This window comes from Pantoea hericii (genome assembly GCF_014155795.1).
GTDB lineage: Bacteria > Pseudomonadota > Gammaproteobacteria > Enterobacterales > Enterobacteriaceae > Pantoea > Pantoea eucalypti.
Map to the genome: position 1 here is coordinate 26,812 of NZ_SCKV01000002.1, position 19,683 is coordinate 46,494.

14 protein-coding genes are annotated in these 19,683 nt (G+C 49.8%); 5 read left to right on the top strand and 9 right to left on the bottom strand.

Features of this window, described 5'->3' with window-relative positions; all coding sequences use genetic code 11:
- The first annotated feature begins 94 nt into the window (after positions 1-94).
- The 5 genes from H7K52_RS03795 to H7K52_RS03815 all read left to right on the top strand — a co-directional run bounded on the left by H7K52_RS03795 (position 95) and on the right by H7K52_RS03815 (position 4,597).
- Positions 95-1,003 carry a LysR family transcriptional regulator gene (locus H7K52_RS03795; protein WP_140033501.1) on the top strand — a complete coding sequence of 303 codons (909 nt, stop codon included), beginning with the start codon at positions 95-97 and terminating at the stop codon, positions 1,001-1,003.
- Between the two features lie 1,029 nt (positions 1,004-2,032).
- On the top strand, positions 2,033-2,446 hold the full coding sequence (locus tag H7K52_RS18860) for a hypothetical protein (protein ID WP_220486730.1): 414 nt from the start codon (positions 2,033-2,035) through the stop codon (positions 2,444-2,446).
- A gap of 94 nt (positions 2,447-2,540) precedes the next feature.
- A protein-coding gene (locus tag H7K52_RS03805; protein WP_182629868.1) for an IS3 family transposase occupies positions 2,541-3,634 on the top strand; the annotation gives its coding sequence in 2 pieces (ribosomal slippage) (positions 2,541-2,760 and positions 2,760-3,634; 1,095 coding nt in all).
- 296 nt (positions 3,635-3,930) lie between these two features.
- Positions 3,931-4,467, top strand: a complete 537-nt coding sequence (locus H7K52_RS03810) for a DUF4427 domain-containing protein (RefSeq protein ID WP_182629722.1) — start codon at positions 3,931-3,933, stop codon at positions 4,465-4,467.
- A complete protein-coding gene (locus H7K52_RS03815; protein ID WP_182629723.1) occupies positions 4,460-4,597 on the top strand; it encodes a biofilm development regulator YmgB/AriR family protein in 138 nt (45 codons plus the stop codon). Before H7K52_RS03810 ends, H7K52_RS03815 begins: the two co-directional genes overlap by 8 nt.
- Positions 4,598-4,674: 77 nt before the next feature.
- On the opposite strand, the gene H7K52_RS03820 is transcribed toward H7K52_RS03815, so the two are convergent.
- From H7K52_RS03820 to H7K52_RS03860, 9 genes are all read right to left on the bottom strand, one after another.
- The gene (locus H7K52_RS03820) at positions 4,675-5,922 is read right to left on the bottom strand and encodes an MFS transporter (RefSeq protein ID WP_182629724.1); all 1,248 of its coding nucleotides are present in this window, start codon (positions 5,920-5,922) and stop codon (positions 4,675-4,677) included.
- A gap of 57 nt (positions 5,923-5,979) precedes the next feature.
- Positions 5,980-7,341, bottom strand: coding sequence for a polyketide synthase (locus H7K52_RS03825; protein ID WP_182629725.1), 1,362 nt, complete (start codon positions 7,339-7,341; stop codon positions 5,980-5,982).
- On the bottom strand, positions 7,338-10,484 hold the full coding sequence (locus tag H7K52_RS03830; RefSeq protein ID WP_182629726.1) for a non-ribosomal peptide synthetase: 3,147 nt from the start codon (positions 10,482-10,484) through the stop codon (positions 7,338-7,340). The genes H7K52_RS03825 and H7K52_RS03830 overlap by 4 nt, the downstream gene beginning before the upstream one ends.
- Complete coding sequence (locus H7K52_RS03835) at positions 10,474-12,201, bottom strand: AMP-binding protein (protein WP_182629727.1); 1,728 nt, start codon at positions 12,199-12,201, stop codon at positions 10,474-10,476. The genes H7K52_RS03830 and H7K52_RS03835 overlap by 11 nt, the downstream gene beginning before the upstream one ends.
- Positions 12,202-12,204: 3 nt before the next feature.
- Entirely contained in the window at positions 12,205-15,189 is a 2,985-nt protein-coding gene (locus H7K52_RS03840; RefSeq protein ID WP_182629728.1) for a non-ribosomal peptide synthetase, read from the bottom strand.
- 12 nt (positions 15,190-15,201) lie between these two features.
- Positions 15,202-15,963: a thioesterase II family protein gene (locus tag H7K52_RS03845; RefSeq protein ID WP_182629729.1), complete on the bottom strand. Its 762-nt coding sequence runs from the start codon at positions 15,961-15,963 to the stop codon at positions 15,202-15,204.
- Between the two features lie 78 nt (positions 15,964-16,041).
- Positions 16,042-16,908: a S66 peptidase family protein gene (locus tag H7K52_RS03850; protein WP_182629730.1), complete on the bottom strand. Its 867-nt coding sequence runs from the start codon at positions 16,906-16,908 to the stop codon at positions 16,042-16,044.
- Complete coding sequence (locus H7K52_RS03855) at positions 16,901-18,562, bottom strand: condensation domain-containing protein (RefSeq protein ID WP_259400642.1); 1,662 nt, start codon at positions 18,560-18,562, stop codon at positions 16,901-16,903. The genes H7K52_RS03850 and H7K52_RS03855 overlap by 8 nt, the downstream gene beginning before the upstream one ends.
- A 2-nt stretch (positions 18,563-18,564) precedes the next feature.
- Positions 18,565-19,680: a MupA/Atu3671 family FMN-dependent luciferase-like monooxygenase gene (locus H7K52_RS03860; protein ID WP_182629732.1), complete on the bottom strand. Its 1,116-nt coding sequence runs from the start codon at positions 19,678-19,680 to the stop codon at positions 18,565-18,567.
- Positions 19,681-19,683 lie beyond the last annotated feature (3 nt).

The following is a 19,683-nucleotide window of genomic DNA, read 5'->3' on the forward strand; positions in this document are numbered from 1 at the left end:
TTTTTGCAGCAGGATAATGATTGCTCTCACTCTCCGCCGGTACAGCTGGTTGAAGAGGCCTCCGTGTCCGGTATTCCATCCAGGGTAAATCATCATGCGGCTCCGCCATATAGAAGTCTTTCAGGCCATCGTACAGACCGGCAGCATCAGCGCAGCGGCGCGCCTGCTGAATGTGTCGCAGCCGAATATCAGCCGTGTGCTGAATCACGCTGAACAGCAGCTGGGATTTGCGCTGTTTGAGCGACGGCTACAGGGAATGAGTGTGACGGCAGAAGGGCGACGTCTGCTGCCTGAAATAGAGGATCTCTGCCAGCGCCTGCAATCCATTACCCAGCTCACCGAACAGCTAAGGCGTGGCGAAGGGCAACTCGTTCGCGTTGGCGCCGCTCACGCGTTTGGTCAGATGGTGATGGCTCCCGCGCTGGTCACCTGGCGGCAACAGATGGCCTCGGTCAGTGTGGAACTGGTCACCGAGCACTTCAGTACCTTATGCCAGATGATTTTGGATAATCAGCTCGATTTCGCGCTGGTCTTTGGTCAGCAGGTCGATGCGGATCTTCTGGCCGAGCCTCTGTTTCAGTCCTCCATGGTGGCGCTGCTACCGCTCACTCATCACTGGCATGAACCCGTTACGCTGGAGTGGTTGTGCAACAATAATTTACTGATGATGCAGGCGCAGGATCCGCTTGGACGCGTACTTCACCGTGCGCTGCGCGATAAGAAACTGAACCCCGCCGTGTCATTGTCGATTAAAACCTATTCGGTCATTGCAGATATGGTGCTGGCAGGCGGCGGCACGGGCGTCGTGGATCTCTTCACCGCCTGCCGCTATGCCGAACAGTTAAAGCTGCTGCCCATAGCACAACCTCTGCCGTTTGAAGTGATGCTGATCAGCCGCCGTGACCAGCCGCAGTCGCAGTCCACTCTGCAACTTAAGCAGGTCATCCGTAACAGGCTGTGGGAGATCGCCCGGCAGTGTGAGGCGCAGTTTATCCGTGGCTGAACAGGTGCCGTTTCAGGTGAAGAGAAGGGGAAGAGGGTGCGCTCAGGAAGCTTCGGATTCGTTCGCCGGGTTTTGCAGATGAAAGAGCGGAGCTAAAACAGTAAACTTCTTAGGTCATGATTCCGGCGTTGCGGGAATGTGCTGACAGACACTATTGAGACAGCGCTCAAATGAAAAATCCACGCAAAAGCGTGGATTTTAAAGATGTTCGCGTCTTGATGAGATTCAATAAAACCTCATAAGACAACAAAACTTATTTAGACGTTGAACCGTGATTTATTTTTCATATTATTGATATTAATTTTTTATTTAAATCCATGTCTTTCATGTACTCATAATTGTACTCATTTTGGAGTTGGCTCGCATTCGAAATGCGCAGTTCGTATGTTCGATTCCATAATCGGCACCATTACAAACTTTTGCCAAGTCTACCTAAATCAACTCAAAGCCCGTATATGGCTAGTTTCTAGCCCGTACCTTATCTTTTGGTGTCAACTGGACTCAACTGGAATCAAATCACTGTTGGGGGCATAAGTGGGGGGATTCTGTGTTCGGTTGGCCGACTGGGCTGAAATCCGCTACATTTGCCCGGCAGGCCGACGTCCAGAAGATGCTAATTGGATTGGCTGCTGAGATTTTTGCTGCCACTTGCTACGTGGAGGATATGCGAAAAACGATCGAACATCTCTTCGGCAATGAGGCGGTGCTTGACCGTATCAGCATGGTCGTAATAGTCGGCAACGCGTATTCAAGGAAGGGCTATCGAAGCTCAGTGATTGGACGCAGATGGCGATATCGGAGTTCACTCTTGAGTCGTCAAGTCCCGTAATCACCCGCCGTTCGTTAGACAGGGGTGAGGATCAAGAAAGGCGCTCGACGGTAGGCAAACGAAGTTCCCCGTCCCTAACAAGCGATCATCGAGAGCTGGGTGTTCGCTCAGTTATAGATATTCATCTTTGGGATCAAGCTGGTTGGAACGGAATTGCTTTCATTCATTGGGGGCCCTCGTATCCTCCAGCGATTGCGCTCATGTTTAAGCACGAGGATGCCGCGAGGAAGATCTTTTCACGTTGGCGTGAACGTTTAGGAACGGTCGATAAGCAGGACGAAATTTATTTGGCGATTCTGCGTGGAATCTCCGTTGGCGATCCGGCGCATTACCGTGTTCTTATCACTTCTAGGCTTTTTAATGATGAGGGCAAAACGTCAGGCAAGACCTTCATGATGGCATCACGTATGCAAACCATGCATGCAGAAACCGATGTCAACCTGATCCGCTTTCTTAATATTTACAGGCAGTCACGCGCGTATTTGCTTCTTCCTGCGATATTTAATGGAGGGGCTGAGCCGAAGTTTATTCCAGAGCTAGCAATCTTGAAGCGGGAGCTTAGTGTAAAGAACGCTATCGACGTGAACGAGCATTACGTTGAGGTAATGGCTTGACCTGCTCCCCGTTGATTAATACACCGCGATGTTAGTAATGTCTTCATAAGCCACATGAGGACATCCCCATGAAGAAGCGTTTTCCGGCGAACAGATCATCAGTATTCTCCGCGAGGCTGAAGCCGGAGTTTCTGCCCGTGAGCTCTGCCGCAAGCACGCCATTTCCGATGCCACTTTCTACACCTGGCGCAAGAAGTTTGGTGGCATGGAAGTTCCTGAGGTGAAGCGGCTTAAATCTCTTGAAGAGGAGAACGCACACCTCAAGAAGCTGCTTGCCGAAGCCATGCTGGATAAGGAGGCACTTCAGGTGGCTCCGGGGCGAAAGTACTGACGACAGGCCAGAAGCGGGAAGCCGTTGAATTTATGTGTGATACGACCGGTCTGTCGCAACGTCGTGCCTGCAGGCTGACAGGTTTGTCCCTGTCGACCTGCCGCTATGAGGCTCAGCGTCCGGCAGCTGATGCGCATTTATCAGGGCGCATCACTGAACTGGCACTGGAGCGCAGGCGTTTTGGCTACCGCCGCATATGGCAGTTACTGCGCCGTGAAGGGCTTCTGGTTAATCACAAGCGCGTGTACCGCCTTTATCATCTGAACGGGCTGGGCGTTAAACGCAGACGTCGTCGTAAAGGGCTTGCAACAGAACGTCTGCCGCTGCTCCGCCCGGCGGCGCCCAACATGACCTGGTCGATGGATTTCGTCATGGATGCGCTGGCTACTGGTCGCAGGATCAAGTGCCTTACCTGCGTCGATGACTTCACAAAGGAATGCCTGACGGTCACTGTTGCTTTAGGGATTTCAGGCGTGCAGGTCACGCGTATTCTCGACAGCATTGCGCTGTTTCGCGGCTATCCGGCTACGATAAGAACCCATCAGGGCCCGGTGTTTACCTGCCGCGCGCTCGATCAGTGGGCCTTTGAGCATGGAGTGGAGCTGCGACTTATCCAGCCCGGCAAGCCGACACAGAACGGATCTATTGAGAGTTTTAACGGACGCTTTCGCGATGAATGCCTGAATGAACACTGGTTCAGCGACGTCAGTCATGCCAGGAAAACCATCAGCGAATGGCGTCAGGATTATAACGAATGTCGCCCGCACTCCACGCTGAATTATCAGACGCCGTCTGAATTTGCAGCGAGCTGGAGAAAGGGTAATTCTGAGAGTGAAGGATCCGACATTACTAACTGAGCCTTGTATCTAATCCTGGGGGCAGGTCAATACCACAAAAAGTTGATTGGACGCATGAGCGTGAATGGCGGTGGCCATATCGAGGTGATATTGATAAATACCTCAATCAAATTAAAGAGTATGGTATTTCTGAGGATGTTGAAAGCACGCCTGGACTTGATCTTAGGGCAATCAATATGATAGAGGGAGGAGTGATAGTTTCATCTCGTTCTGATATTCCAGTCATAGCGCATGATATACTAACGTTAATAGATTAGGGCATTATTAATAAAGATGCTTTTAAATTTATTATAGCAATGGATAATCTGCCGTCATTGGACAGGATTTTTGAACCAGAGAGGTTGCTTTATTGTATCAATGAAAATACTTTTGAGTTCGACATTTTCTTTGATCTACCTGAGTCAGAAGTGAAAAGTTGTGCTAACTCTGTTATGCAATATGTAGATGGTTTACTTGCGGATGAAAGCTATTCTAATACTGCTTTTCCTAAAGAGTATGGTAATTATTGGGTCTGGATTCAGGATATTCAGTCTCCAACAGTTAGAGCATTAGTGCAGGCTGGTTTGATTAAAGTTAATAAGGAAGCTAGATATTTACTAGATATTAAATTAGGTGGAAGAGACTGGGAATTAAGGCAAAAAGAGGAGTTTGTTAGCCATATTGCTGATTGGCTGGTCAATCGTTTTGATTTACAAGCTACGAGTTTTTCAGTCGGAGGTTCTTACGACTATGATAGGTTGCCATATTATACTGATCCATTAGAGGAAAGAGACGCTGGCAGAAGAGTCGGCGATTCTCGGCTCTGCTATTCTCCGTTTTCTTGCCATGGGTGAGCCTGTAACCCACAAGGCGTTGATTCTTGAACTGATTAAGATGATTGAAACCACAGATAATGTGGTGCGAAGCGATGTGAGCCGCCACACGCTGGAAATTGTTGTGCATCATACAACAGACGATATTTAATGGTTTGCCTGCTGAGATAAAATCCACGCCCCGACGTGGATTTTATCTGACAAGAAATAGCGTATTCGTTTTACCGTCTATGTTTCTACCTGCTTTTCTCTTTTTCTCAGGCAGATGTCACTGGTAAAAAAGATAACCATCACTATGCCCGCCCCGGTTGCCAACGAAACCCAAAATCGCGTGTAGTCGCTTTTCTCATCAATCAACGATAACAACCAGCCAAAAAGATTATTGCCCAGTACCGCGCCAATCATAGCGGCAAAAGAAGACAGGCCAAAGAACTTACCCAGTAACCGGTGAGGTAATCTTTTCACCAGCAGGACATCCACAAACAGCATAATAAACACCTCAGCGAGGCTGAAGATAAATATGGCTGATAAAAAATAAAACACGGAAAGGGTTCCGCTACTGTTGCTGGATAATGCGGTCACCAGGAAGCTTAGCGTCATCAACATCAGTCCGGGACCGGCGAAGGGAATATTTCTTTTTATCAGCGCAGCCGCCGGAAGCTGTAAACAGACCGCCGTTATGGCATTCACGAAAAAGATGCCGCCGACCACCGAAGCGCTGAAATAATCCTTAGCGTACAGAGGAAAGGCGAGTTCCAGCGTCGTATAAAAGAAATGAAAGCTTGCCTGAAGGGTTAAAATTATCAAAACGGCAGGAGTCAGTAAATAGCGATAAAACTCAGACGAGGGCGCTGCCTCTGCGTCAGCCTGCGTTATGGCAACGTGGGCAGGCAATTTTATATAAAGCGTGACCAGAATAAGCGCGAATATGCCTGCAACAGAATAGCAAATAACAGGGAATGACAAATGGAGCAGCAAGTAACCTACTGCAGGGCCTAAGATCACGCCGAGATTCAACGCCATCGTCCGTGTCGCCAGTAATGAAGCCACATTATCAGCATCGCTTAGCAATAGCGTTTTGCCGGCGGTCTGCGCCATTGCCACACCCAGGCCGCTTAATAAAGTGGCGATAAGCAGGGCATCAAAAGAGTGGGCCATGGCGAGCAAAATAAATGAGACGATCCTCAACATAACTCCGGAGAGCATCATAAGCCTGCTGCCAAACTTATCGATGCAGATCCCTGCGAGTAGCGCCAGGCCTCGTTGTGAGAGCACATTTGCTGAAAGAAGAATACCGACCTCGATACTGGTTATCCCTAATGTTTTGGTCATATAAAAAATATAAAAAGGGATAATTGCATAGGAGCCAAGGGCCATAAAAAATATTGCCACAATCAGTAAGGCATGGATGGGCTGTTCCAGAATGACGCTACGAAAAACCATTATTTGATTATGTAAGGCATTAAAGATCTTCATTTGACACTCGCTGGAGTTTTATATCGCTTAGAAACAGGCCCAAAGGCCTGTTATGTATCAGGGCAGAAACAGCTTAGGCTGGCGTTCTTTAAAGGGGCCGATACCTGCCAGGCTTTCCGGACCAGCGGAACCTTCTTCTATAATAATATGCGCGTTACTGCCGCCGAGGCCAAAGGAACTGACTCCGCCGGTACGCGGTTTTTCACTCGTCCACGGCTGAAGCTGGCGGGCGACACTAAAAGCGTGCGCGTGCGGCGCACATTCCGCTGAAAAATGCCCGAAAGTGTTCATGGGATATACCACTTTATGCGTTAGCGCCAGCACCATTTTAATTAATCCAACCACCCCGGCTGCGGCATCAAGGTGCCCGATATTGGCCTTCACGCTGCCTAACCAGAGGGAACTTTCAGGGCGCGCGGAAAAAATAGTGGCCAGGGAGGATAGCTCAATGGCATCGCCTACTTGCGTGCCCGTACCATGCGCTTCAAGGTTCGTCACCTCTCCAGGCTCGATACCCGCTCGCGAAATCGCCTTTTGAATGACTTTTATTTGCCCCTGGGCGCTGGGAGTAGTGAACCCCATACGTTTCCCGCCGTCATTATTGATTGCTGACCCTCGCACAATGCCATGTAGGGCGCCGCCAATTCGCCCTTCGATATAATCGGCCAGACGACATAATACAACAGCGCCGCCTCCTTCACCGCGCACAGTCCCACAGGCTGACTGGCTAAATGGGCTGCACTCGCCGTTTGCTGACATGATGCTGCCCGGCACGAACAGATACCCCCGGTGTTGCGGCCAGCCGACAGATATGCCGCCTGCAACCGCGACCTCACAGTCTCCCGCCAGCAGTGACTGGCAAGCAAGATGGACAGCAACAAGCGATCCGGAACAGGCGGTTTGTAGCGTGACCGCTGGTCCTTCACAACCCAGACGATAAGCGACATTAGAGGCCAGATGCGATGCACCGTTGAAGATGTCGAGGCTAAATCGTTTAATGGATTCTTCGTCAAGATCGGCAAATGCGCCTGCGTAATCGTTCCGGCTCTGGGTGGCAAATACCCCCACGGAAGGGGCTGTTTTGCAGTCAATACCGGCATGTTCCAGCGCCAAATGCGCAATTTCGAGAAACTGACGATGTTGAGGATCGGTCAGGCGTGCTTCGGCTGGCGGGATCCGATAGAGGCTATTATCAAACATCGCTGCATTATCCAGCACGGCGCGAAAAGGCCGGTAGTCCGGATGCAGGCGCATCGAAGCCGATACGCCTGCGGCATCAAGCTCCTCTTCGATTAATTTTCGGATGGTTGAAGCGCCTGTGCGCAAAATGTGATGAAAGGCTTGGGGAGAGTCCGCCCCCGCTACGCGGCACCAGTAACCGATAATGGCGATTGCATTATCACAGCGATGAATGGTCATAACAGCTGTTCTCCTGAGCCGGACAGCGCTCTGTTTGCGGGAAGAATATTGTTAAGCAACTCTTCCTGATCGGCGATCGTCGGGTAATTAAATAAGTCCACAACGCTAAGATGAGTATTGAAATGACCGTTCAGCGCCTTCTGCAGATCGAGAAGAAGCAGAGAGTGGCCGCCTGCGTCAAAAAAGTTCATTTCTGCATCAAGAGGCTCATCTGTTTCGAGAATACGGCGCCATATTTGTTCTACGGGCCGTATAGTCTCGCTTGCCGGCGTGCTTAACTTCTGGCGCTGGTGCTGGTGGAACAAAGAAATAAGCGCTTTATTGTCTATTTTCCCGGATAGGGCCAGCGGAAACGCATCGACAACAATCATCTGTTCCGGTACGGCAAAAGCGGGCAACGCGTTACGTAATGCGCGGGTTAATGCCGCGGTATCAAACGTATCGGGCGAGAAGGGCTTGATAAACGCGACCAGCGTATCTTTGCCGTTCTCCTGCGTGGCAATAAGCGCATGGCTTGCCGATACACCCGCGAATTCATCTATTTGCGCTTCTATGGCGGGGAGTTCGAGGCGTACGCCCCGCAGCTTAACCTGCCGGTCCTGGCGGGCGATAAATTCCAGCTGACCTTCTTCATTCCATCTGACCCAGTCCCCGGTTTTGTAAGCGGCGCCGCTAAGCTCAGCAGAGAGTTGCAGCGTAATAAACCCTTTTTGATCCTCGGTACCTAAATAGCCAAGCCCGACGCAGTCGCCCATCAGGATAAGTTCGCCTGGCGCGCCGGCCGGTACCGGGCGCTGCTGTTTATCGACCACCGCAACATAGACGTTGGGGATGGGGTTGCCGATGGGAACATTTCGCGCTAGCGGTAATTCAATGGTTTGGTAGATACAACCGATAGACGCCTCGGTAGGGCCGTACGCGTTAATGATTTTGGCGTCAGGCAGCAGCGCTTTGACTCTTTTTGCCGTTGCGATTGGCAAACTCTCTGCACCGATAATAACCCAGCGCAAAGAGCGCAGTTTCCGGAGTAAAGAGGAAGAGTTTTCCAGGGCCGGAAGCAGGGCGCTAAGTACCGAAGGAACAAAATCGATGACGGTTACCTGTTCTTTTTCAATCAGCCCGGCCAACGCGACGGGATCGAAGAGTTCATTGCGGGAAGGAAGAACAGAGCGCCCGCCTGACGTCAGCGGCCAGAGAAGTTGCCAGACTGAACTGTCATAGATCCAAGGTGTGGTTTTAAGCGTGACCGGTCTGCCTTCGCCATACATCTGGCTCATCCAGGCAAAGCGATTCGCAATACCGCGCCAAGGTATCGCCGCCACTTTGGGTTCGCCTGTCGTTCCAGAGGTCGATATCGCGTACACGGGCGATAAAGGTTGCGGCGTTAAAACGGTTACCCGTTCACTCATCTCAGCCGATTTTTGAAGATGCCGGACATTCTCCAGCGCAAGAGACGCGCCAAGGTAAAAGCGGGCTGCTGTTTTGGCCGCGACCTGGGCGATTTGTCGTTTCGGCCAGTGACGACTAACCGGAACCCATGCCGCGCCGCTGAGAATTATTCCGAGGATTTCACTGACCGGGTAGCCATCGTCCTCTATACCCACCAGCACAAACTCGCCATCTTTCACCCCCGCTCCGTGAAGTGCATGAGCGAAACGGGAGGCCTCTTCCATCAGCGCAGCATAGGTCAGTTCAACCTGGCCGGAAATGGCGACGCTCTCCGGCGATGCGCTGATACTCTCCAGGATAGCAGGCAGTACGGCGGGAGTGGGTTGGCGCCGATCAATGCCTGAACGCCTCTTCAGCAGCAACGCTTGCTGCTTTGGAGGCAGCAACGATAGCGTATCGAGCCGCTCACGCGGTAGGCTGACGAGTTGCTCAGTCGCCCATGCAACGTGCTGCGCTAGGCGTTCAATAAAAGCGGCTTTGAAAAGTCGGCTATCGCCATCAATAAATATCTCCAGCGTATCGTTACTCAGCTCGCCTGTTAAGGAGAGTTCGCAACTCAACGATCCCGACCAGCTTTCTTCCTGCCGGCAGTTTTTCAGTGTCGCCAGTCCCGCTTCACGTAAATCATGAAACGAGTAAGTCGTCTGAAACAGGGGATGACGCCCTGCCAGTTTTTCCTGTGAGGCGACACGCACGATCTCCTCAAAAGGTATGGCGGAAAAATCCAGCGCTGACAGGAAACGCTGATGGAGAGCCTGACACAGCGAGTCAAACGTAACCCCGGCGGAAAGTTCGCAGCGCAGAGGCAGAATATTCAGAAAAGGCCCCACAGCCGTCTGAGCTTGCGCAACCGGGCGCAACGAAACCGGTAAACCCAGCACGACTTCATTATCGTGACTGTAGAGCGACAATACAGCGGCATAAGCAGCGGCGATGATTATTGGAAAGGTAATTTTCTGCCCGGCGGCATAGCGGTGGAGCGTGTCCAGCGACTGGCCGCTGATTTTCGCTTTGCTTCTCAACACCGCATGATGCGTCTTGCTGTCACTACCTTCCACGGGCATATTTAACGCGGTCGGGGCGCCAGAAAGCGTTTTCTGCCAGAAGGCGAGGCCGCCCTCATCAAGCTGCAATTGTTGCTCGCTGGCGATAAGTGCAGCGCTATTTGCGAAATCATCAGCCATCGTTGTCCCTGATAAGCACGAAAGGGCTTCGTCGATTTCTTTTATCACTATCTGCACTGAGAACTCATCACAGATAATATGGTGAAAGGCAAAAATAAGATAATCTGCCTCCGGCGTGCTCACCCCCTGCAGCCGCCAGGGGCGTTTATGGGGTAAATCAAACCCGCGGCCGCTATTCGCTGGCGCATTATCAGGGGTAACAGGAAGCGTTAATGCTGGTTGCTCCTGCCAGCTAATGACTACGGATATCTCAGGATAAATGCGCAATTGCGGCCAGCCACCATCATGGTTTACCAGCTCTGCTCTCAGTAGCTGATGGCGATTAAACACTTGCGTTATGATTTGATTGAGCTGCTCGCGCGCCGTGCCTTTGGCAAAACGCAGTGTCCGCAGCAGGATATTTTTACCTCCCGCCAGCGGTGATCGCTGATAGTCATACCAGAACCTGCGTTGCGAGCTAATCAGAGGCAGTGTATTTTTTTCATCGAATGCGAACGTATCAGACTGCATTTTCCACTCCTGTTTTCACCTGCTCAATAAATTCATTCAGCGTCGGGTTACGTAAAAGAGAAGAAGGGCGTAAGCGTATCTTCATTTCCTGCTGGATACGCGAGATAATCGAAATGGCCGAGAGCGAACTCCCGCCGATATCCATAAATCGTTCGCTCAACGCGGGAAGCGAGTCAGCGCCCAGGCAGGCCTGCCATACTGTTGCTACCTGGCGAGAAAAAGTGTCGTTGATAACGGCGTGTTCTGTTCTGAACGAAGGCACAGGCAGCGAGGAGAGATCGACCTTTCCATTTGGTCGGTACTGAAACCTGGCGACCGGGATAATGCGCGCAGGCACGGCTGTTTGCGGCAGGCGCAGGCGTAAGGCAGCCAGTACGCTTTCTTCATCGACACTCTCTTTCTTCGTGGTCAAAACCCATGAAACAAGCCAGCTGTATCCTTGCTCGTTAGCGATAAGGCGCGTGGCGGCATCTTCTATACCGGGTTGTTCGACCAGTAACGCGTTGATCTCTTCAAGTTCTATGCGGATCCCGGCAATTTTCACCTGGTTGTCTTTTCGCCCGATATAGATCAAACGGCCGTCGGGAAGAGGTCTTGCCAGATCGCCCGTGGCATGGCTGGTTTTTCGAGGGGCAGCTTGTAGCCGTGCGATATCCTGGGGCTGGGTGACGTAACCCATAAAAACGTTTGGACTTTCGAGCACAATTTCACCCACCACGCCGTCCGCTGTGGCGGTCTGATTAATGAGTTGTACCGCCATTTCGGCGACGGGATAGCCAATCGGCAAGCCCGGGATGTCAAGCCTCTCTCCCTGATGAAATTTTGCCTGTAGCGCAAGCGTGGATTCAGACGGTCCAAAGCCATTAATCAATATTGCTGCGGGGGAGAATGAGCGATTAAAAAGCAGCAGGTCCGAGCGTCTTGCCAGCTCTCCGCCAAGCACCACTGCTCTGATGTCATCAAAGGATGCGCCTTCATGGGCGTCATTAAAAATAAGCCGGAACACAGAAGGCGTGGAATGGAAAACCGTAATGCAACGTTGCAAGAGTTTCTGGCGGAAGCTTTTTACGGTGTGCTGAAGCAGTGTCACGGAGACCAGCGTTGCGCCGGTTAATAACGCCGCAAAAATGTCCATTAAGGCGGCATCGTAGCCAAAACTCGCCACCATAATGATGCGGTCATCAGCCTTAATATTGAGGCTCTCAATATAATGAAGCATATGCTGGCGAAGCGCCGTTTCACTCTGGGCGACACCTTTAGGTGTGCCGGTCGTCCCTGACGTAAACAGGATATAGGCGATGCCTGCATTGGCTTCTTCAGAGGTCACTGGCGGAGGGAAAAGATTGGCCTGACTGATATTATCAATATGGAGATTGACTCGCGTGCTGTCTGTATAGCTATCGGTAAGTATTAGTTCTACTGATGCCGTTAACAGAATCGCCTGAATTCTGGCTTCAGGTAAGTCGGTACTGACAGGAATAAAAATGACCTGATTGCGCAGACAGGCCAGCATTGCCGCGATCGCATTAGCATGGTTGCGGCATATGATAGCGACAGGTTTATCACGAAATCCAATTAAACGTGCGATATCCTGCGCATGGGTAAAGAGGTTCCGGTAACTGATATCACCGTTATCGCCAGAAATAGCGAGGGCCTCTGGCTTCTTCTGTGTAACGTTGTTAAAGAGAGTGAACAAAGAATCATTCGGCTTACTCATAATTCATTTTCCTTCCGTAGAATACGCGTTGACGACAGACGTAATGCTCTCCACCCAATGGCGGAGCAAAAGATTCAGCTCTGACTGGCTGTAGATGCTGGCGCGGCCATCGAGGAAAAGCTGCACGCTGTTCTCATCAAAACGTGCCTGGAAATTCAGCACAGGATGAGAATGGCCTGTATTGATCTCTTTAGCTTGGGCGACCCCCCGCTCAATGCGATCGGCAAAATGACGGATGCAGCCGAACATCATTAGCGCTGATGAAGCGGGAAGGCGACGGCGCAACTCATCCTGTAACCAGTTTGCGGAGACAAAAGCGTGCTTTCGCGTGGCACGTACGCAGCGGCGGGTCATTTCAAGGTTGGTTTGCCATGAAGACGCGGTGAGAAAGGGCAGAATTAAAGGGACCGGGGTTGCGTAAAAACCTGCCTGCCCATGTGTTGCAAGCGCATCCCTGGTAGACATTATTGTGCCAATGGTAATAGCGGTGTCGCCTGCGTTTTTTTGCAGTACTGGTACCAGGGCTGAAAGCAGAAATTCATAAAGCGTCGCGCGCGCTTGCTGACAGAGCTTCCCTATCTGCTGGTACAAAGAGGTTTGCAGCGAACAGGACGAGCGCAAGGCGCGGGTATCGAACCAGTCGATATCGTTATTGACTACGGTCAGGCTGGTGGTGGTGTATTTTATTTTTTCTAAGGCTGAAAACCACCATAAACGGTTTTGATGCTCACGATCTGTGCTGTTATCAATCCGCGCGAGCGGCACAGTTTTTACCTGTTGCCCACGGGTGAGCGCACTGTGGATAGTATGGAAAATAAGCTGTAACGACTCGTCATCAATTAAAAGATGATGGAACGTCAGGAGAACCACGGGAGCGGCATGTTGATTAAAAATGGCAGAGATACGCCAAAGCCCTGAGAGCGCGGGATCGATTATCTCATGCGCGGCTTCATGCTCGATGGCATGTAAATCTGCGGCATTAGAGCGTCCGCGAAAAAATTTAATTTGCGGTTTATCTGCCTGCAGTTCCCATTTATCCCCGGTCGGGATCATTGCGCGCATTAAGGGAAAAGCGTGGTAAAGCGTATCTATTATCGCTATTACCTCTTCTTCACTTGCGCCGGCTGCCAGGGTTACTGAAAAACAGACATTATTAGCTGAACTATTATCGGTTAGCTGTGACAGGTAATACATCTGCTGCTGCGACTCGGTAAGGTCAGGTAACGGCAAGGGTTCTTTTTTCCGGTCAGTTATGGCGCTCAGGTAATCAATCAGACCGCTGACTGTTGGATAAAGGCTAATAACAGAAGGCGGAAGCAATATGCCGAAGCGTGCCTTTATTTCCGCGGTAATTTTTAATATCGAGAGCGAATTTATGCCCAGAGAAAAAATATCTGTATGACGCTTTATTGCAGGTTCGCCTGTGAGTTGGCTAAAAAGTGAAAGCAGGAATGTTTCGGCATCGGCCTGCTTATTTGGGCGGTGACCGTTCTGCTTCAGGCGTGCTTCAGATTGCAATCGCAGCGTTTTACGATCGATTTTTCCGTTAGGCAGTTTAGGCAATGCCTCTTCGATGAAAAAACGCGCCGGTATCATATATTCCGGCAGTTTTTCTTTGAGCGACTCGCATATTTTACGCGTATCCGGCTCGGGCGAAGTGTTTACGACTAACCAGCCAATCAGCGAGACATTTTCCTCACCCGGAAATGCGGCAACCACAGCAGCTTCTGCAATCTCATCGAAATGGACGAGGGTTTCTTCGATTTGCTGCAATTCAATGCGAAATCCACGCACTTTTACCTGATCGTCAACTCTTCCTGCATAGTCAAGACGACCATCCTCACGGCTGCGTCCAATATCGCCTGTTTTATAGGCCAGAAAGGGAGAACCTTCGGGCGTGAACAAAGTAATAAACCGCTCACGCGTGATGTCAGGGCGATTGATATAACCTGCCGCAACGCCTTTACCTGAAATATATATTTCCCCTGGCGTTCCGTTGGCCACAGGCTTAAGGTTGTCGTCGAGCAGATGAATTTGCGTCTCTTTAATAGGCTTTCCAATGGTGGGCGTTTTCTCATTGCGCGGCACAATATCCCAGGTCGAGTACGTGGTGGTCTCTGATGGGCCATAAAGATTCACTACGCGGGTAACATTAGGCTGTTGGTATAGCGCGCTGACCAGTTCGCCGCTGAGGGCTTCCCCCGCAAGATTGACGACAAGCGGATCGGTATGGGGCAACGCCTGATGACGCAGGATCTCGCGCATCACTGAGGGAACGGTATTGATCAATGTTGGGCGATATGAGGCCGGTATTGACAGAATGGCGAGCGCATTACTCACCATAAAACATGTGCCGCCCGCACTGAGTGTGGCAAAAATTTCAAACAGCGAGAGGTCAAAACAAATTGAAGTGCAGCATATCACTCTCGCCAGCTCCTCTGCTGTATAAGTTTCCCGCGCCCACTCGATAAAATTGACGGTGTTTTCATGCTTAACCAGCACGCCTTTTGGTACGCCAGTGGAACCTGATGTGTAAATTATGTAGCAAATATCGTCAGGGTTAATGTTTCGCTCAAATAAGGCGGTATGTTCGGATGGCGCGCCTGCGGTAAGAACATTGATATATTTCACCATAGCAACAGGCATATCATGTGCAAGAAGTTCGTCATGTATAACAAGCCCGATATCAGCATCACGTATCACGAACTCGCGCCATTGTGCCGGGTAAGCCGGATCTAATGGAACCCAGGTGCAACCGGCACGCGACACGGCTAATAGTAAGCAGGGCAATAATGCATGGCGGGTTACGGCAATACCCACCTTTTCACCTGGGCTGAGACCCAACGCTAATATATAATTACACCAGTAGGAGGAACGGCTAAGTAAATCAGAATAGGTAAAAGCGTTACCCGCTTCATCGATAATGGCTGTTTTATCTTTATTTTCCTGCGCTTTTTCGATAATCATTTCATGTAATGCAGAATACATGTCATCCCTCCTTTAAACAGACGCCACCCCAGTGGGCAGTTCAAAAATTTTGGCCAGATAGCTATTAATTTCCGCAAGCAGAATCGAGACGTTTTCATTAATAAAGAAGTGGCCGCCGGGGAATTCCCGGTAAATCGTTTGTTGCGTTGTCTGGTTACGCCAGCTAAGTGCTTTATCACGGTGATGGGCGAAATCTTTATCGCCGGCAAGTAACAATATCGGAATATGCTCCGGTGGAGCCGGATGCCAGTTAAAGTTCTCTACAATAGTAAAGTCCGCTTTAATTGGGGGTAAGAACAGCGCCATCAGATCTGGATCATTTAAAACTCCCTCCGGCGTTCCGCCGTAGCATCGCAAGCGGGTAATAATTTCCTTATCTGACAATACTGCTTTAGTCGACGCTTTAAAAAGCGAAATACCTTTACAGCCGGAAATGATTAACGCCTGTGGTTTTATAGACAAGCGCTGGCATATTTGATAAGCAAGCAGCCCGCCCATGCTATGGCCGAAAAATGCAAAAGGCTTAGCGTTATGCTGAAATAGCGGAATCATCGCCTCTATCAGTGCTTCCATTTCATAAAAGAGATTGGCAGGATAATGCGCGCCGCGACCGGGTAACTGTATGCCAACCAGTTCAATCTCCTGATGAAGTAACGTCTGCCATCGCATAAAAGTAGTGACGTTTCCGCCAGCATACGGAAAAATATACAGGCGAAATGGCTTATCAATACTATTTCTTTGCACCAACCATTTACTGTTTATTATTTTTTGCATATCTGTTCAGCCCTGTGAAATGAACAACGACACGCGACCAGCGGCCTGACTTCGTCGGAATAATGACACTGTTATCTATTAAAGAGTCATACAGCTGCCGCTAAGGGTGGCATTCTGACGATAGGGCCAGGCTATATTATGTTTACCATGACCGAACGGACCTTCGTAAAAGATAGGTATTTTTAGCGGAGCAAGGATATCTATTATTTTCGGAATAATATCGTTTTCTCCCTGACCGCTGGCTGTACAGGCGTGAAATTCGCCCAAAATAATGGCTTTGACACCGTTAAATACGCCAGTGAAAATAAGCTGTTGTAAGCAGCGGTCGATACGATATAAGGGTTCATTAACATCTTCGAGAAGAAAAAAGCATCCCTGCGCTTTATGCTGAAGTACCGTACCGCAAAGGCTGGCAATAACCGTCAGGTTACCGCCTGTTAAGGGCGCGCGGCACGGCTGGCAGGTATGCGCTAAAGAATTACCCGGTTTAAGGCGCCAAAATATTTCGCCAGCTTTGCCGTTCACCCAGGCCATTATAGCATTTTGGCTTTGCTCATCGCTATAATACGCTAACCTTTCCACCATCGGGCCATGTACCAGCCGCCCCGAACCACGTTGATAGAGTAACTCTAATAAGAGCGTGGCATCAGAACTCCCGATAATTGTTTTGTCCGTAGCGGGGAACGAAAGCAAATCAGGCAGGCAGTGAACCAGCCCATAACCGCCGCGAGCGAGCCAAACCGTATTAACGTCGGCTTCTTCAAGCGCCCATCTTAAATCATGAGCGCGTTGCTTAGCTGAACCCGCGCAATATCCACTTCGAGCTTCTATATGGGGTCCCAAAATAACGCCATATCCCCGCGACTCGATCCAGTCAATACTCTGTTTAAGGTATTGCATATCAGGGCCGCTGGAAGGGGCAATAATAGCGACAGCGTCAGGCATGTGTCCTCTCCGGATTTTGAGTCGTTAATATATGCTTGCTAATAAGAGAGACCATTTCATCAAAACGTGTACGGCGGTAAATCTCACGTAAGGGTATTGATACCTGAAAGCGTTGATTGATGTGCCAGAGTAATTGGGTCAACAGTAATGAATTACCGCCTGCAAGGAAAAAGTCCTCATCGTCACCGCCAGAAACATCGCCGAGGATCTGTTGCCAGATAAGACGCAGCGGCTGTTTTATTTTCTCTGTGTGGGCGTGGCGCGTTCTTTCAAGGTTATTCTCCGTTTCATCTGTACAAGGCGCTGGCGTATAGGCAACAGGAATCTGATGGCGTAATGCAGAAATGATTTGACTGACCGCTATATAATGGTTTGTCGTAACCAGATCGATTAAATGCTGAAATGCGTTTAGTAAACCTGTAATAGTTTTATCACTAAAGAGCGCTTCTTCATATTCTATGGTGCAATGCAAATATGAGTTCCAGTCAGAGATGTTCATAATGATCGGAAATTTAGCGCGACCATTGTGGACATTAATAATGGGAGAAAAACGCTTGCTTAACCGGGAGTCGTGCGACATTTTTCTCGGCTGATACTGAATGTAGACATTGACCGGATCATCAATATTTTTCTGATGAACTTGTCTATTGCGCTCGATCAGTTTCTCATAGGTCATTGCACGATGCTCGAAGGATTCAATAATACTGGCTTCATTCAGCCTTAAAAGAGAGGATACGTCCTGCTCATCTGTAAATTGATGATAAATAGCGAGGGTGTTGATAAAACAGCCTAATGCCTGGCGAAATTTAACCTTTTCCCGAAAAGCAGTGGTGGTTGCAATAAAGAAGCGGTTCTGGTTTGACCATGCGCCAATTAATAATCCCCAAAGCGTCAACAGGCCCGCAAATTCCGTTGCCTGCTCCTTGCGACACCAAGTGCGAAACTGTTGCAGCCTGTCGTTTTCAACGAAAGCTATTTTCTCCCGACCCATTCTTGAACGAATGGCCTGTAATGGGGCTTCATAGGGAAGGGGAATTGGCGTAAAGCCTTTAGCTAATTGCCGATCCCAGTAGTCATACAGTTTCTGTTTTTGTTTTTCAAAACGCTGCGATTCAAAGTCTACATATTCTTTGTAAGGGGCTACCGGCGCAAGCGAGCACGCTTTGCCCTCGGCAATCTGCTGATAAATTAAATCCAGCTCCTGGATGAGGATATTAATGGAACTCTGGTCGGTCGCAATATGATGCGTTAACAGCACTAACAGACTCTTACCCTCATCCAGCGGGGCATAAAATGCTCTGAATACCGGCCCATTGTGTAAATCGACAGGATAACGCGCAATAGTGGCGGCAATGTTACTGGCCTTTTCCTCACTGTCGCCGCCAGTCACGCTAAACGCTATTTTTTCTACGCGCCAGCCTTGAGGATCAACGACTTCCTGTGCGACCCTGCCTTCTGTTAAAGGGTAACGGGTGTGCAGAATATCATGGCGTCGAACCAGAGCTTTTAATGCTTCATATAACGCAAGGCTATTAGTATCGCTTTCAAGAACCATGGGGAGCGTGATGTTATAAAAAGGGCTCTCTGGTTCAAGCTGGCTCATATACCACAGTCGTTGTTGCGCTGCGGAAAGGGCAAACTCTCCTTCAGTCATCACTATGCACTCCTCGCTAGTTTACGGGCAGAAAAGTACTCTTTTAATTTTGCAATCTCCTCAAGCGAATGTAGCGCCTGTTCTTCCGGCACACCGAAATCGATCAGGCAGGCTATTTCATCTACGCCCGTTTCAACTAATTCTTCGATGATTTTTTTGCAATGTTCAGGCGTGCCAATAAGCGACGCGTCGCGGGTATAACGTCTGGTGGCATGTTCTACCAGCGCATCCTTATCACTATCACTAAGACAGGTGATTTTATCGTAGTCAGCACGCGGCGCGGCAAAGCTCAGATGCTCTTTCAGATAGCGTTTCAGGGCTTCCACGCCATACTTTTGCACCTCGGATTCATTAGGGCTGACAAAGGTGTGCAACATCAACGTGATGCGGCCTGCATTTTTCATCGCGCCCGGAATAAAGCTCTGCCGCCATGCAGAAATACGCGCTGCGAGCGTTTTACGATCCAAAGCCAGAAGACTGGTTAAAACATTTGCCCCTGCGGCGCCGGCGCTACGGAAACTCTCTTCGCTTTCGGAAGCGGTTAGCCATAGCGGCAGCGCTTTTTGTAACGGTCTGGGTAAGGTGAGGACCCGTGTATCGCGGCCCAGGCCATCGGGCGCGATAAAGGTATCGCCTCGCCAAAGAGTCATAATATCCTGAATATTCTGACGGAAAATATCACGACGTTTCAGGTAGTTTTCAGGTTTCAGTAAAAAATCTGATGGATGAAAACCTGGCGCAACGGATAAACCGACGCGACCGTTTGAAATATTATCGATAACGCTCCATTCTTCCACCACGTTAACGGGATTATGCATCGGGAGCACGACGCTACCGGCACGAATATGTAATCGCTTCGTTGTTGCCGCAATTGCCGATGCTATAATTGCCGGCGACGGAAAGAGCCCGCCAAAAGAATGAAAGTGCCGCTCAGGTACCCATATCGCTTCGAATCCGTTATCGTCAGCAAATTTAGCCGCACGCATAACCAGACTATAAATGTTTTCGCTCGCTTGTTCTGAAGCCTCTCCTGAGAAAAAGAAAACGCTGAAACCCGGACTATGTTCACGACGACCTGCCGGATCAGAAAGAGATGAAAAAGGGTTATTATTCGTCATAAT